The following is a 14,349-nucleotide window of genomic DNA, read 5'->3' on the forward strand; positions in this document are numbered from 1 at the left end:
GTTCACGTCCTCACGCAGCGCACAAAACCGAAAGTTGCGAACTGCGCGACAGGCCACGTGACACGTGAAAAAAAATCTGCAAACCACCGTCCCGCTGCACGATCCGATCTGCGAAGATAGCGCCCCGCTTTCGCACCGCATCATTGATTCGTTCACGCGCCGCCTCACGTTTCTTCGTCTCGCTTCCTATGGCATCACACAACGCGCATCATGCGTCCGGCTTCGCGGCCGGTGTCGCCGCCGCCGCCCTCGTCGCGCAAACCGGCGCCACGGGCCCGTGGCATTCGGGCATGTTCGCCGCATTCGCGGCGGGCGTCGCGGGCGGTACCGCGCCCGACTGGCTCGAAGTCGCATGGTGGCGCCGCAAGCGCCGCCTGTGGGTCACGCATCGAACCATCACGCACTGGGGCATCGGCTGGATCGCCCTGCTCGCGCTCGGCTGGCACGGGCTCATCCATCATCCGCATCCGCTGTGGGCCGCGCCGCTGTTCGGCTTCGCATGCGGCGGCGTGATGCACCTGCTCGCCGACTGGCCGAACCCGCTCGGCGTACCGTGGATCTGGCGGCGTCATTCGCTCAACCTGTGGAACAGCGGGCGTTGCGACCTGATCGTCGTGGGCGCCGCATGGGGCGGCACGCTGTGGCTCGCGCAGTCGTTGTGCTCGCGTGCGCCGCTGCTCGAACACTGGCTCGGCTGGCTGCATCGCGTCTAGTTGCAATTCGGCGCAATTCGACGCGATTCGGCGTGCTATCGATACGCCGGCGCGCACGCAACTTTCCGTCCATTGAAAGTACGGTGCAGGCCCCCATTTGAGTCCGGAGCGCCGACACGCGCACCCGGCACGCACGCGCGACGTCTGGCACACTGGCGATTCGATTCGTGCGCGCCTCGCGCACGCTTTGCGCCCTGCTTGCACCCTATTTCAACGCTCCGATGGACGTCACCGCTACCCGCCCTGCCGCCCGTGCGCTCGACGTGTTCCACCCGGCCGTCGCCGCGTGGTTCCGGCGCACGTTCGCCGCGCCCACCGGCGCGCAGGCGCTCGCGTGGCCGCACATCAAGGCCGGCCGTTCGACGCTCGTCGCCGCGCCCACCGGCTCCGGCAAGACGCTCACCGCGTTCCTGTGCGCGCTCGACGATCTGGTGCGCGATGCGCTCGCGCATGACGGCACGCTGCCCGACGCGACGCTCGTCGTGTACGTGTCGCCGCTGAAGGCGCTGTCGAACGACATCCACGTGAACCTCGACGCGCCGCTCGCCGGCATCGCCGAATCGCTCGCGCAACTCGGCCTGCCGGTGCCGGCGATCCGCACCGCCGTGCGCACCGGCGACACGACGCAGGCCGAGCGCGCGGCGCTGCGCAAGCGCGCGCCGCACATCCTCGTCACGACACCCGAGTCGCTGTACGTGCTGCTGTCGTCCACGTCGGGGCGGCAGATGCTGTCGAACGTGCGCTCGGTCATCGTCGACGAAATCCACGCGCTCGCATCATCCAAGCGCGGCAGCCATCTCGCGCTGTCGCTCGAACGTCTCGACGCGCTGGCCGGCCGTGCGCTGCCGCGTATCGGGCTCTCCGCCACGCAAAAGCCGATCGACGCGGTCGCGCGCTTCCTCGTCGGCGGCCCGGCCGACGCGCCGCGCGATTGCACGATCGTCGACACGGGCCACACACGCGAGCGCGACCTCACGCTCGAACTGCCGAATGTGCCGCTCGAACCCGTGATGGCCACCGACGTATGGGAACAGGTGTACGACCGCATCGCCGGGCTCGCGGCCGCGCACCGCACGACGCTGGTGTTCGTCAACACGCGGCGCACCGCGGAGCGCATGGCGCGCCATCTCGCCGACCGGCTCGGCAAGGACGCGATCGCCGCGCATCACGGCAGTCTCGCTAAGGAGCACCGCTTCGACGCCGAACAACGCCTGAAGCGCGGCGAACTGAAGCTGCTCGTCGCCACCGCATCGCTCGAACTCGGCATCGATATCGGCGATGTCGATCTGGTCTGCCAGGTCGGCTCGCCGCGCGGCATCGCGCCGTTCCTGCAGCGCGTCGGCCGTTCCGGGCACCATGTCGGCGGCGTGCCGAAGGGGCGCCTGTTCCCGCTGTCGCGCGACGAGCTCGTCGAATGCGCGGCCCTGCTCGATTGCGTGCAACGCGGCGAGCTCGACGCGTTGCGGATTCCCGAAGCGCCGCTCGACGTGCTCGCGCAGCAGATCGTCGCCGAAGTGGCGTGCGCGGAATGGCAGGAAGACGCGCTGTATGCGAGCTTCACGCGCGCGGCGCCGTACGCGCGGCTGACACGCGAACGCTTCGACGAAGTGATGAAGATGCTCGCCGAAGGCTTCACGAGCCGCCGCGGCGTGCGCGGCGCGTACCTGCATCGCGACGTGGTCGGCGGCACCGTGCGCGGGCGCCGCAACGCGATGATGACCGCGACCACGTCGGGCGGCACGATCCCCGACATGGCCGACTACGCGGTACTGCTCGAACCGCAGGGCATCCAGGTCGGCACAGTCAACGAGGATTTCGCGATCGAGAGCCTCGCGGGCGACGTGTTCCAGCTCGGCAACCAGTCGTACCGGATCATTCGCGTGGAAACGGGCCGCGTGCGTGTCGAGGACGCGCAGGGCCAGTCGCCGAGCATTCCGTTCTGGCTCGGCGAGGCGCCGGGGCGCAGCGACGAGCTGTCGGCGGCGGTCGGCCGGCTGCGCGCGCGGCTCGACGGGCTGTTCGCGGAAGGCGACCGGCTCGCACATGGCAAGAATCGTGAACGCGTCGGTGAAGGGACTGGGACTGGCGGGAAGCCCACGCCGAGGACCGACGCCAAAGCGGGCGCGAAGGCGAAATCGAAGGCCGGGATCAAGGCCGATACCGATGCCTCGCTCGACGTGCGGCACGACACCGTTGTCGCCGCCACCGCCGAGAGCCGCCTCGCGCCGGCGTTGCGCTGGCTCGTCGACGATCTCCGCCTGTCGCCCGATGCCGCCCGCCAGATCGTCGACTACCTCGCCCGCACCCGCGCCGCGCTCGGCGCGCTGCCGACGCAGGACACGCTCGTGATGGAGCGTTTCTTCGACGAATCGGGCGGCACGCAGCTCGTGATCCATTCGCCGTTCGGCAGCCGCATCAACCGCGCATGGGGGCTCGCACTGCGCAAGCGCTTCTGCCGCAGTTTCAACTTCGAGCTGCAGGCGGCCGCGACCGACGACGCGATCATCCTGTCGCTGTCGCTCGCGCACAGCTTCGCGCTCGACGAAGTGTGGCGTTACCTGCGTTCGGCCAGCGCCGAACACGTCCTCGTTCAGGCACTCCTCGACGCGCCGATGTTCGGCGTGCGCTGGCGCTGGAACGCGACGACGGCGCTCGCGCTGCCGCGCTTCACCGGCGGCAAGCGCACCGCGCCGCAACTGCAGCGAATGAAGAGCGAGGATCTGCTCGCGACCGTGTTTCCCGATCAGGTCGCGTGCCTCGAGAACATCGTCGGCGAACGCGAGATACCGCATCACCCGCTCGTCGACCAGACGCTCGACGACTGCCTGCACGACGCGATGGACACCGATGGCTGGCTCGCGCTGCTGCGCCGGATCGAGAGCGGTGCGATCGAGCTGATCGCGCGCGACCTGCCCGCGCCGTCGCCGCTCGCGGCCGAGATCCTGAACGCGAAACCGTATGCGTTCCTCGACGACGCACCGCTGGAAGAGCGCCGCACGCAGGCCGTGCAGTCGCGCCGCTGGAGCGATCCCGAATCGGCCGACGATCTCGGCGCGCTCGACGCCGACGCGATCGATGCGGTGCGCGACGAAGCCTGGCCGCTCGTGCGCGACGCCGACGAAATGCACGACGCGATGCTCACGCTCGCATGCATCGCCGACAGCGAAGCGCACGCGCACGAAGGCTGGCCCGAGCGGCTCGCGGAACTTGCCGAACGCCGCCGCGCGACGAAACTCGTGACGCCCGGCGGCACCGAGCTGTGGGTGCCGGTCGAACGGCTCGTGTGCCTGCGTGCGCTGCATCCCGATGCCCGCATCGCGCCGGCGCTCAAGGTACCGGCTGCCTGCGCGCAGCCGTGGGAAGCGGATGCCGCACTCGTCGACGTGATCCGCGCGCGGCTCACCGGTTTCGGCCCGCTTGCACTCGACGCGATCGCGACACCGCTCGGCCTGCCGCCGGCGTCGGTCGCGACGGCGCTCGCGGCGCTGGAGCGCGAAGGTTATGTGATGCGCGGCCGGTTCACACCGGGCACGACGACCGACGAATGGTGCGAACGCCATCTGCTTGCGCGCATTCATCGCTACACGGTGAAACGGCTGCGCCGCGAAATCGAGCCGGTGGAGCGCGCCGACTTCATGCGCTTCCTGTTCCACTGGCAACACCTGACACCCGACACGCGCGGCACGGGCCGCGATGCCCTCGCGGCCGTGGTCGAACAACTCGAAGGCTTCGAGGCCGCGGCGAGCGCATGGGAAGACGCGCTGCTGCCCGCGCGGCTCAGCGACTACACGGCGGGCGGGCTCGACGAGCTGTGCCGCTCGGGCAAGCTCGTGTGGACGCGCATCGGCGCGCCGGCACGTGCGGCCGGCACGCCCGTGAAGACGACACCGATCGTGCTGCTGCCGCGCCGCCATCTCTCCGCCTGGCAGGCGCTGCGCGATCCCGACGCACAACCGGCGCTGTCCGCACGGGCCACGCAGGTGCGCGACGCGCTCGCCGCGCATGGCGCGATGTTCTTCGATGCGCTGCTCGACGACCTGCACATGCTGCCCGTCGAACTCGAGCAGGCGCTCGGCGAACTCGTTTCGGCCGGCCTCGTGAATGCGGACAGCTACGCGGGCCTCCGCGCACTGCTGAAGCCTGCCGTCAAGCGCAGCGCGACCTATGCGCCGCGCACGCGGCGCGGCGGTGCGCTGATCGGCGGAATGGACGACGCCGGCCGCTGGGCGCTCGTGCAACGCGCTTCGGCACCGGCTGACACGCCAACGCCTGCACCGAAACGCGGTGCGCCCGCGACCGATCCCGACGCACTCGAACACATCGTCTGGACGCTGCTGCGCCGCTATGGCGTCGTGTTCTGGCGGTTGCTCGAACGCGAGGCCGACTGGCTGCCGAACTGGCGCGAGCTCGTGCGCGTGCTGCAACGCCTCGAAGCGCGCGGCGAGATTCGCGGCGGACGCTTCGTCGCCGGGCTCGCGGGCGAACAGTTCGCGCTGCCTGAAGCGATCCCGGTCCTGCGCGAACTGCGGCGGCAACCGGGCGACGGACAATACGTTTGCGTGACGGGCGCCGATCCGCTGAATCTTGCCGGCACGCTGCTGCCCGGCGACAAGGTGCCGGCCCTCGCCGGAAATCGCGTGCTGTTCCGTGACGGCGTGCCCGTCGCCTCGCTGGTTTCGGGGGCGTTCCACTACGCCCCCGAACTGTCGCCCGCCGCGCGCGAGGATGCGCGCCTGCGGCTCGCGCGCCGCCACTGACATCGGCTGACACGCGGCACCACACCGACTACTGATCGCGGGGCCGCGCGATGGCCTGCCTTCGGGTAGCATCGAACGACTTTCCGCGCGGGCGCCCGCGCTCCAGCACAACAAGATTTACGGAGACTGCTGTCCATGCCCTCGCACGCCGACTCGCCCGCCGCTCATCACTCGGGCTCGCTGACCATTTTCCAGGGCGCCGCGCTCTATATCGGCGCGGTGCTCGGCACCGGCGTGATCGCGCTGCCCGCGCTGGCCGCCGAGGTCGCGGGCCCGGCATCCCTGCTCGCGTGGGCCGCGCTGGTCGTGTTGTCCGGGCCGCTCGCGGCCACCTTCGCCGCACTCGGCGCGCGCTATCCCGATGCAGGCGGGGTCTCGACCTACGCCCGGCGCGCATTCGGACCGAAAGCCGCGGCGGTCGTCGGATGGTGCTTCTACTTCGCGGTCCCGGCCGGCGCGCCGGCTGCCGCGATGTTTGGCGGCGCGTACGTCGCGGCCGTCACGGGCGGCGGGCACACGACGGTCGTTGTCACGGCTGCCGCGCTGATCGCGACCGTATCGGCTGCGAATGCATTCGGTGTCACCGTTTCAGGCCGCATGCAGCTCGTATTGTCGGCGTTGCTCGTCACGCTGCTGCTCGCGGCGGTGCTCGCCTCCGCGCCGCATGCGCGCACGGCGAACCTGCATCCGTTCGCCCCGCACGGCTGGCTCGCGGTCGGCCAGGCCGCCGCGTTGCTCGTGTGGAGTTTCGCGGGCTGGGAAGCAATCACGCACCTCGCGGCCGAGTTCCAACGGCCCGCGCACGACATGCCGCGCTCGGCCGGGATCGCCGTCGTGGTGGTCGGGTTCCTGTATCTGTCGGTCGCCGCCGCGAGCGTGACGGTGCTCGGGCCTTCCGCGGGCGCATCGGGCGCGCCGCTCGCCGAACTGATCGCAGGCGGCATCGGCGGTCACGCACAGGTGCTCGCCGCCGCGGCCGCGCTGCTGCTCACGCTCGGCACGATGAACGCGTATTTCGCGGGTGCGGCCAAGCTCGGCGCGGCGCTCGGGCGCGACGGTGCATTACCCGCGTGGCTCGCGCAAGGCAGCCAGGTCGGCGGCGTCCCGCGCCGCAGCCTCGGCGTGATCGCCGTGCTCGCGGCCGTCGCGCTGGCCGCGACGGCGATCTCGGACGTCGGACCGAAACCGCTCGTGCTCGTGACGTCCGGGTGTTTCGTGATGGTGTATGGGCTCGGTGCGGCCGCCGCGCTGAAGTTGCTGCCGCGCGGCGGCATCGCTTACCGCTGTGCGTGGGTTTCGCTGGTCGCGGTTGCCGGGCTGTTCCTGACGACGGGCTGGGCCATCCTGTGCCCGCTGCTGCTCGCGGGCGGTGCGCTGCTTTATCTGCGGGTGACCGGACCGCGCCGGTAACCCGGCAGTTGCGCGCGGGCCGACATTCGCCGGCTTGCGGCGACACGCCGGCGAATCATGGCCGACCCGCTGGCCGGAGCGCCGGCCACTGCGCCGTGCGCATCGGTCGCGAACCCGGCCATATGCTGCCGTTTCATGCTCGTCAGGCCGGCACCAGCGCGAAGCTGAGGCGCTTGCCGAGCGCGGCGGCCGCGCTCGCGAGCGTCGCCAGCGTGAGGCTCGTGTCGGTTTCGTCGAGCAGACGGTTGAGCGCGGCGCGGCTGGTTTTCATCCGCGCGGCCATCGCGGTTTTCGTGATGTGCTGCGCCTTCATTTCCTGCCCGATCTGCCACGCGATCACGCGCTTGATCGCGGTGGCGGTGGCCGCTTCGAGATTGCCGTCTTCCTCGAGGAAGGTATCGAAATCGCTGCCGATATGCGGATGGTTCGTGGTCGTCATGAGGTACTCCAGTGCATGGCGTTGCCGGCTGCCTGCCCGTCGAAGACGGTGCGTTCCGGCGCAACCGGGAAATTCAGATGGCATGCGTCAACGCTTTGAGACGCGCGACGGTGACATCGAGATCGTCCGACGGCGTGGCCCGCGACTGCTTGACGAAACCGTGCAGCAGGACCATCGTGTCGCCGACGACCGTAAACAGCACACGGGCGCTCCGCCCCGGCAGCGCCACGCGGATCTCCCACAAATCCGGTGCCATCTTCCGGACCAGTGGCATGCCGAGCGGCCAGCCGAGTTGAACGGTCTTGATCTCTTCGCCGATCCCCCTGCGCTCCGCTTGCCCGAGCGCCTTCAACCATTCGCGCACCGGCTCGTTGCCACGGGCCGTCTGAAAGAACCGCACGCCGAGCGTGACCTGGATCTGCTGTCTCGTCATCGTCTTGACACCCATCGTACCAAAATCGGTACGATATGCCAAGCACGACCGGGACGGCTACTGGCCGGACGGCCAATTCGATAGCCGGGGGCGGTCGATCCGCGCTTGCCGCGCGATCCGCCCCGGGTTATTCGTCGCGCCGAGCCCGCTTGCGCGTCGCGCGTGGCGACTGGTGCGCTCGCGCATCGCCGAACCGCGACCGCGCGATGTCGCGCACGGCATCGATCAGCGTCCGCGCGACCGGCGACGGCTGCGCATCGGTGCGCAGGATGAGCCCGACCGGCTCGTCGGTGCCCGCGGACGGCAGCGGCAGGCGTGCCAGCGCCCCGGCCGACAGGTCGTATTCGGCCGCATAGAGCGGCACGAACCAGACCGCATCGTTTTCGAGCGTCAGCGCACGCGCGACCGATACCGACAGCACCTCGATGAACGAATCCAGCGGCGGCGCGCCGCAGGCGCCGAGCAACTGCTCGGCCGACTGGCGGATCAGCGTGCCGAACGGCGGCAGCACGACCGGATGGCGTGCGAGCTCGGCCGCCGGCGCCGCGCTTGACAGCAGCGGGTGCCCGGCACGCACGACGGCGACGAGCGGCTCGTTGTACAGCTGCTCGAACGCGAGCCCGATCATCCGCTCCGGCTCCGACAGCCGCCCGATCGCGCACTCGATCGCGCCCGACTTCAGGCGCTCGAGCAGGTCGGCGTTCGCGGCCGTCGCGATCCGCACGACGACGCGCGGCCAGCGCTCGGCGAGCGCCTTCATCAACGCAGGCGCGAGCGACGCCGCGACGGTCGGCAGCATGCCGATTTCCAGCGTCGCCGCGGCGGCTCCGCCCTCGCGCGCAAGCAGCCCGACCCCCTGCCGCAGCGCCAGCACGCACGCGTTCGCATGCGGCATGAACAGCTGCGCCTCGCGGGTCGGCTGCGCGCCCTGCCGGCCGCGCTCGAACAGCTTCACGCCGAGGATCGCCTCCAGTTCGGCGATCGTCTTCGAGACGGCCGGCTGCGTGATCGACAGGCTTTCCGCCGCCTTCTGCACGCCGCCCAGCTGCGCGACCGCGAGAAAGCACTGCAGGTGCCGGAACTTGACGCGGCCGTCGGCGATACGGTTATTCATAACGAGTGGTTATGCGATTGATGATGAAACGCCATTTTGCATAACTTTCCGGATCGCCCCAAGCGTTCGACGACGCATCACGCGCGACGCCGCAGAGCCTGGAAACCGGCCGGCTCCCACATCCGCTTCGCGATCAGCAAGCTCGTCCCGTGCTTCTGCGCGAGCGGGGCGGACGACGATTCCGCATGCAGCGCGGCCGCCTTGCTGCGCAGCCGGCGCAACTCCAGTTCGAGCTCCGCGGCGGCGGCCTCCGTCAGCATCCCCTGCGAGAACGTCATCGTCTCGCCCTCGCCGTCGAAGCGGCTGTCGAGAAAATCGCCGAGCGCGTGCGCATGAAAATAACGGCGGATCGGCCCGCCGGGCAGCCAGTCGAAATCGCGCGCGACGCGTACGCGAATCCGGTCGCCCGGCAGCAGCGCGACGACGTTCATCCGGTCGAGCATCAGCAGGTATTTCACGCACTCGGCCTGGGTCACCTGATAGGTCGACACGATGTCCTGCACGGTCCAGTAGTTGATCGCGCAGACGGCAACGAGCAGCAGTTTGTCGTCCGACACGAGCAGCGCCTCCTGCTGCTCGGTCAGCACACGCAGCCTCGGCGCCGACGCGGAAGCCTCCTGCACGAGCTCGGCGAGCGTATAGCCGAGCAACTGGGCGATCTCCACGACACGCTCCAGCGTGAAGCGGCCGCTGGCGAACAGCCGCTTCACGCTCGTCTCGGAGACGTCGAGCGCCCGCGCGACGTCGCGGTAGGTCATGCCCTGCGCCTTCAACTGGCGCTTCAGCATGTCGATGAGTTGGGCAGTTTCGGTCATTTTGGTATCGAAAAATGATGCTCAAGGTCAGATATTAGGCTACCTGCGCACGCAAATGAACACTTTCGGATACTTGTCTGCATAATCCGCTCCGTGCTGTCACTGAACGACGGAGCCGAAATGACCACCCGAACCGAAACCGCCGCCTACGAATCGCGCCACACCGCCCCGCGTGATGCACGCGACACGGATCGCACGATACCGCTCGCCACGATCCGCACGCTGGCCGCCAGCGCGCACGTCGGGGATCTCGTGTTCATCCGCGTGCCGGCGAGCGCGCCGCGCGACGCAGCGGGCACGACGGGCACGTGGGCCAATCGCTTCGGCATCGTCGTCGATACGTCGGGCGACGAGCCCGTGATCGCCGAATCCGGGTTTGCGTGGACGAAGCTCACGCCGCTGTCGCGCTTCGTCGCCCGTACCGACGGCGGGCGCATCGCGCTGGCACGCCGCGTCGCGGCACCAACCGCCGACGCGCAACGCCGGGTGCATGCAACGGCGGAACAGCGGATCGACGCGCTGCTCCGCAACCGCTTCAACCTGCGGACGCGGCGCGCGTTCTGCGCGGACTACGTGAGCGACGTGCTCGGCGCCGACCGGGACGCGACACCGGCGGCACTGCTGCGCGGCGGCACGCTGTCAGTCGAATTCGACGGGATCGTGTTCGATCCCGGCCGTCAGTCATGAAGGGCGCGCTCAGGGAGACCGGATAACAACAAGAACGAAAACACAAAAATCGGCGACGGGCTGGCTGGAGGGCCGTGCACGGGGTCGTCACCGACGACGCGAAGCCCGATCGCTTTTTCCGCCGGACAGGCATCCTGTCCGGCGGAATTTTCATTGGCGCGCCGAACATAACGAACGGTTATGCGATTCGCGAAAAAAGGTCATTTTGCATAACTTTCCGGATTGGCTAAAGTCCTGCCATCCACTTCGCGAAGTACCTATCAGGAGACGCCCGATGGATTCCCCCACGATCCTCACGCCGCGCGACTGGCCGTCGCATCCGGCCTATATCCACCCCGAGTACCGTTCGTCCGTGAAGCGCGGCCCGACCCGCCCGCTGATCCCGCTGAAGGAGAAACTGCGCGACCAGTACGCGCCCGTCTACGGCGCCGAGGATCTCGGCGCGCTCGACCACGACCTGACGAAGAATGCCGTGAAGAACGGCGAGCCGCTCGGTGAGCGCATGGTCGTCACGGGCCGCGTGCTCGACGAAGGCGGCAAGCCCGTGCGCAACACGCTCGTCGAGGTGTGGCAGGCGAACGCCGCCGGCCGCTACGTGCACAAGGTCGACCAGCACGACGCGCCGCTCGACCCGAACTTCCTCGGTGCGGGCCGCTGCCTGACCGACAACGAAGGCCGCTACCGCTTCCTGACGATCAAGCCCGGCGCATATCCGTGGGGCAACCATCCGAACGCGTGGCGCCCGAATCACATCCATTTCTCGCTGTTCGGCGATTACTTCGGCTCGCGTCTCGTCACGCAGATGTACTTCCCCGGCGACCCGCTGCTCGCGTACGACCCGATCTTCCAGGGCACGCCCGAGGCCGCGCGCGATCGCCTGATCTCGCGCTTCTCGATGGACATCACCGAAGAAGGCTATGCGCTCGGCTACGAATTCGACATCGTGCTGCGCGGCCGCGACGCTACCCCGATGGAGCGCTGAACCATGACGACGCTGAAGCAAACCCCTTCGCAGACGGTCGGCCCGTACTTCGCGTACGGCCTGTGCCCGCAGCAATACGGCTACGACCTGAAAAGCCTGTTCACGCCGACGATCGCCGCGGCACACGCCGAAGGCGAGCACGTGCTGCTGGTCGGCCAGGTGTTCGACGGCGACGGCAACGTCGTTGGCGACGCGGTGCTCGAATTCACGCAGGTGGACAGCGCGGGCCGCTACCCCGCGTCGCGCGACGACATCGCGAAATCCGGCTTCACGGGCTTCGCGCGGGTCGGCACCGGCACCGATGCGCAGCAGCGCTTCGTCGTCGAGACGGTGAAGCCGGGCCGCCTCACCGCCGGCGAGGCGCCGCACATCAACGTGACCGTGATGATGCGCGGGATCCTCACCCATGCGTTCACACGCGTGTATTTCGACGACGAAGCCGCCGCGAACGCAGCCGACCCAGTGCTGAACGCGGTGCCCGCCGAGCGTCGCGCGACGCTCGTCGCGAAACGCGACGCGCAACCGGGCCGCCCGGTCGTCTACCGCTTCGACATCCGCATGCAGGGGCCCGACGAAACGGTGTTCTTCGACGTGTGACGCGAGCCGGCGCACGCCGGCTTCGCCCGCTACCGCAACGCCGCGTGGCGCGATACCGTCAGGCATCGCGCCACGCGGCGTTTTTCGTGTTCAGGCGCCATCATTCGATGCTGCGGCGCAGCGCGCCAGGCCACGGGCATCGATGCCCGGCGTCAGGGGCTGCCGCCCCAGTATCGAACGCGCGATTGAAACGCATGCTGCGACTGCACATGAATCGTCGCCCCGGCAGGATATCGTTTGCGCGTTATGCGGCGTATGCTGCGTTATCCGCAACACTCAAACGGAATTAAATCAGGATCGGCAATAATTACGCATGCCATGCGCGACATCGGCCCACCGGGCCATGCGCGCATTTTTTCTGACCGGGTGCCTTTAAGCGCGTCTGACCGAAGTTGGCAGACGCGTATTTTTTTCGGAGACCGGCACATCGGCGTGGTGCCGCGGATGCCTTCCGGTCAGCGCCGAATCTCCAGATAGCGGCTCGGCGTATCGCCCAGAATGCGGCGAAACGCCGACGTGAACGCGCTGGCGCTCGCGTACCCGAGATCGAGCGCGACGCGCGTGACCGGCTGCCCGTCGCTCAGGCGGGCGATCGCCGCGAGCATGCACACCTGCTGGCGCCATGCGGCAAAACTCACGCCCGTCTGCGCGCGAAACTGCCGCGTGAACGTGCGCCGGCTCACGCCGGCATCGGCGGCCACCTGGTCGAGATCGGCCGCGATCGACGGCGACGCGAGCAGGTGCCGGCACACCTTCGCCAGCCTCGCGTCGGCCGGCAGCGGCGCATGCAGCGACAGGCGCGGCATCGTCGCGATTTCCGCGACCAGCAGCGCCATCAGCTTGCCCGCGCGCCCGTCGACGTCGTACAGGGCCGGCAGGTCGATCGCATCGTCGATCAGTTGCCGCAGCAGCGCCGATACGCCATAGACGCCGCATTGCTCGGGCAGGCCCGCCTCGAGCGCGGCGTCGCCGGACACGAACGTGTTGAGCATCGTGACCGGCCCGGTCATCGTCATTTCGTGCCGCACGCCGGGCGGCACCCAGCACGCGCGCTGCGGCGGCACCAGCCAGCGCCCGTGCGGCGTCGACACGCTGATCGTGCCGCGCGACGCGAACGCGAATTGCCCGCGCACGTGCGCGTGTTCCGGAAACGTCGTACCCGCCGCGTAGTCGTTCGCGGTCACGACCACGCTTCGCGGAATGTGTTCGTAGGGATCTAGCAGCGTATTTCTCACGGCCCGAATTCCATCATCAATGACCCGATATCGAAGGCGGGTCTCCTTCGCGCGATCTACGATCCGCTCCACCCCTTGCGCGACCTCGCGGCCGCAAGACCCGTCGGCCTGATCGGCCGGAATACCACTGCATCGGAGCGGACATGCCGAATACGTTTCATCGCGTGGGGGACGGCCCCCATCCTGTTCTTGTACTGCCCGGCTGGTTCGGCGACGCCCACGCGTTCGAACCCGTCGAAGCGTGGCTGTCGCGTGAGCGTTTCAGCTATGTGTTCATGGACTACCGAGGTTACGGCCGCATGCGCGACACAGCCGGCGACTACACGATCGACGAGATCGCCGCCGACGCGCTCGCGCTTGCCGACACACTCGAATTCCCGACCTTCAGCGTCGTCGGCCACTCGATGGGGGCGATGGCGGCCGAGAAAATCGCCGTCATCGCGCCCGACCGGGTCCGCGCGCTCGTGCCGGTCACGCCCGTGCCTTGCGGCGGCCTGCCGTTCGACGCAGAGAAACGCGCGCTATTCGAGCGGGCCGCCGACCACGTCGCCGATCGCCAAACCATCATCGATCGCAGCACCGGCGGCCGGCTGCCCGCCGCCTGGGTCGCGTGGAAAGCCGCGTATTCGGCAGCCCGTTCGTCGCCGCCGGCGTTCGGCGCGTACTTCCGCGCGTGGGCCGATACGGATTTCAGCCACGAGATCGCCGGCACCCATCCGGTGAAAGTGCTGATCGGCGAGCACGATCCGGCGTTCGACGCGGCGCTGATGGCCCGCACTTACCTGCGGCGCTACCCGCTCGCCACCGTCGACGTGTTGCGCAATGCGGGCCACTATCCGATGAACGAGACACCGCTCGCGCTGGTCGCGGCCATGGAAACGTTCCTGCTTGCCGTGACAGCGAGCCCTGCAGCCGCCCATTGACCGGTCGCACGCCGGCGACATCGCCGCGGCACGCATCACCGCAGCATGAACGACATCGCAGACAGGCTGTTCAACGTGCGCACCACGTGCTCGACCGAAGGCCCGTCGAAGCGCAGCGTCACCGCATCGACGCGCTCCAGCGACGGCAGCACGCAGAACAGGTCGGCCAGCGCCGCCGTCTGCACGCGCAACGTGCAGGCGGCCGGCGCAGATCGGAAGAGCACACGTCTGAACTCCAGTCACC

General features: G+C 68.9%; 12 protein-coding genes and 1 pseudogene. 7 read left to right on the plus strand and 6 right to left on the minus strand.

Annotation, left to right across the window (positions count from 1 at the left end):
* Positions 1-188 precede the first annotated feature (188 nt).
* The 3 genes from L810_RS16955 (at position 189) to L810_RS16965 (ending at position 6,880) form a co-directional block, all read left to right on the plus strand.
* Positions 189-713, plus strand: a complete 525-nt coding sequence (locus L810_RS16955; RefSeq protein WP_021159502.1) for a metal-dependent hydrolase — start codon at positions 189-191, stop codon at positions 711-713.
* A 221-nt stretch (positions 714-934) separates the two neighbouring features.
* Positions 935-5,470, plus strand: a complete 4,536-nt coding sequence (locus L810_RS16960) for a DEAD/DEAH box helicase (RefSeq protein WP_021159503.1) — start codon at positions 935-937, stop codon at positions 5,468-5,470.
* A 135-nt stretch (positions 5,471-5,605) separates the two neighbouring features.
* Complete coding sequence (locus L810_RS16965) at positions 5,606-6,880, plus strand: APC family permease (RefSeq protein ID WP_021159504.1); 1,275 nt, start codon at positions 5,606-5,608, stop codon at positions 6,878-6,880.
* A gap of 142 nt (positions 6,881-7,022) precedes the next feature.
* Here L810_RS16965 and L810_RS16970 read toward each other — a convergent pair whose 3' ends face one another.
* The 4 genes from L810_RS16970 to L810_RS16985 all read right to left on the minus strand — a co-directional run bounded on the left by L810_RS16970 (position 7,023) and on the right by L810_RS16985 (position 9,681).
* Positions 7,023-7,319, minus strand: coding sequence for an XRE family transcriptional regulator (locus tag L810_RS16970; RefSeq protein WP_042975052.1), 297 nt, complete (start codon positions 7,317-7,319; stop codon positions 7,023-7,025).
* 73 nt (positions 7,320-7,392) lie between these two features.
* A complete protein-coding gene (locus tag L810_RS16975) occupies positions 7,393-7,752 on the minus strand; it encodes a type II toxin-antitoxin system RelE/ParE family toxin (RefSeq protein WP_042975062.1) in 360 nt (119 codons plus the stop codon).
* Positions 7,753-7,879: 127 nt separating this feature from the next.
* Complete coding sequence (gene pcaQ / locus L810_RS16980; protein ID WP_021159506.1) at positions 7,880-8,866, minus strand: pca operon transcription factor PcaQ; 987 nt, start codon at positions 8,864-8,866, stop codon at positions 7,880-7,882.
* A 77-nt stretch (positions 8,867-8,943) separates the two neighbouring features.
* On the minus strand, positions 8,944-9,681 hold the full coding sequence (locus L810_RS16985; RefSeq protein WP_021159507.1) for a helix-turn-helix domain-containing protein: 738 nt from the start codon (positions 9,679-9,681) through the stop codon (positions 8,944-8,946).
* A gap of 120 nt (positions 9,682-9,801) precedes the next feature.
* Here L810_RS16985 and L810_RS16990 point away from each other — a divergent pair, with 120 nt between their 5' ends.
* From L810_RS16990 to pcaG, 3 genes are all read left to right on the plus strand, one after another.
* Entirely contained in the window at positions 9,802-10,368 is a 567-nt protein-coding gene (locus tag L810_RS16990) for a YiiX/YebB-like N1pC/P60 family cysteine hydrolase (protein ID WP_021159508.1), read from the plus strand.
* A 274-nt stretch (positions 10,369-10,642) separates the two neighbouring features.
* Positions 10,643-11,350 (plus strand): protocatechuate 3,4-dioxygenase subunit beta, encoded by a 708-nt coding sequence (gene pcaH / locus L810_RS16995; protein ID WP_021159510.1) that lies wholly within the window; start codon positions 10,643-10,645, stop codon positions 11,348-11,350.
* Positions 11,351-11,353: 3 nt separating this feature from the next.
* The gene (gene pcaG, locus L810_RS17000) at positions 11,354-11,947 is read left to right on the plus strand and encodes a protocatechuate 3,4-dioxygenase subunit alpha (RefSeq protein WP_021159511.1); all 594 of its coding nucleotides are present in this window, start codon (positions 11,354-11,356) and stop codon (positions 11,945-11,947) included.
* A gap of 455 nt (positions 11,948-12,402) precedes the next feature.
* On the opposite strand, the gene L810_RS17005 is transcribed toward pcaG, so the two are convergent.
* Entirely contained in the window at positions 12,403-13,182 is a 780-nt protein-coding gene (locus tag L810_RS17005) for an AraC family transcriptional regulator (RefSeq protein WP_021159513.1), read from the minus strand.
* Positions 13,183-13,325: 143 nt separating this feature from the next.
* Here L810_RS17005 and L810_RS17010 point away from each other — a divergent pair, with 143 nt between their 5' ends.
* A complete protein-coding gene (locus L810_RS17010; RefSeq protein ID WP_021159514.1) occupies positions 13,326-14,105 on the plus strand; it encodes an alpha/beta fold hydrolase in 780 nt (259 codons plus the stop codon).
* A 35-nt stretch (positions 14,106-14,140) separates the two neighbouring features.
* Here the strand turns inward: L810_RS17010 and L810_RS45275 are convergent.
* A pseudogene (locus tag L810_RS45275) lies at positions 14,141-14,311 on the minus strand (M55 family metallopeptidase); the annotation flags it as partial.
* Between the last annotated feature and the right edge of the window lie 38 nt (positions 14,312-14,349).

It is taken from the genome of Burkholderia sp. AU4i (genome assembly GCF_000466765.1).
In the GTDB taxonomy this organism is placed as follows: domain Bacteria; phylum Pseudomonadota; class Gammaproteobacteria; order Burkholderiales; family Burkholderiaceae; genus Burkholderia; species Burkholderia cepacia.

What these genes read in the sequence shown, in the direction of transcription:
- L810_RS16970 (WP_042975052.1), bottom strand. Translation starts at nt 7,319, where the DNA reads ATGACGACCACGAACCATCCGCATATCGGCAGCGATTTCGATACCTTC.
- L810_RS16990 (WP_021159508.1), top strand. Translation starts at nt 9,802, where the DNA reads ATGACCACCCGAACCGAAACCGCCGCCTACGAATCGCGCCACACCGCC.
- pcaG (WP_021159511.1), top strand. Translation starts at nt 11,354, where the DNA reads ATGACGACGCTGAAGCAAACCCCTTCGCAGACGGTCGGCCCGTACTTC.
- L810_RS16960 (WP_021159503.1), top strand. Translation starts at nt 935, where the DNA reads ATGGACGTCACCGCTACCCGCCCTGCCGCCCGTGCGCTCGACGTGTTC.
- L810_RS17010 (WP_021159514.1), top strand. Translation starts at nt 13,326, where the DNA reads ATGCCGAATACGTTTCATCGCGTGGGGGACGGCCCCCATCCTGTTCTT.
- L810_RS16975 (WP_042975062.1), bottom strand. Translation starts at nt 7,752, where the DNA reads ATGACGAGACAGCAGATCCAGGTCACGCTCGGCGTGCGGTTCTTTCAG.
- L810_RS16985 (WP_021159507.1), bottom strand. Translation starts at nt 9,681, where the DNA reads ATGACCGAAACTGCCCAACTCATCGACATGCTGAAGCGCCAGTTGAAG.
- L810_RS16965 (WP_021159504.1), top strand. Translation starts at nt 5,606, where the DNA reads ATGCCCTCGCACGCCGACTCGCCCGCCGCTCATCACTCGGGCTCGCTG.
- L810_RS16955 (WP_021159502.1), top strand. Translation starts at nt 189, where the DNA reads ATGGCATCACACAACGCGCATCATGCGTCCGGCTTCGCGGCCGGTGTC.
- pcaH (WP_021159510.1), top strand. Translation starts at nt 10,643, where the DNA reads ATGGATTCCCCCACGATCCTCACGCCGCGCGACTGGCCGTCGCATCCG.
- pcaQ (WP_021159506.1), bottom strand. Translation starts at nt 8,866, where the DNA reads ATGAATAACCGTATCGCCGACGGCCGCGTCAAGTTCCGGCACCTGCAG.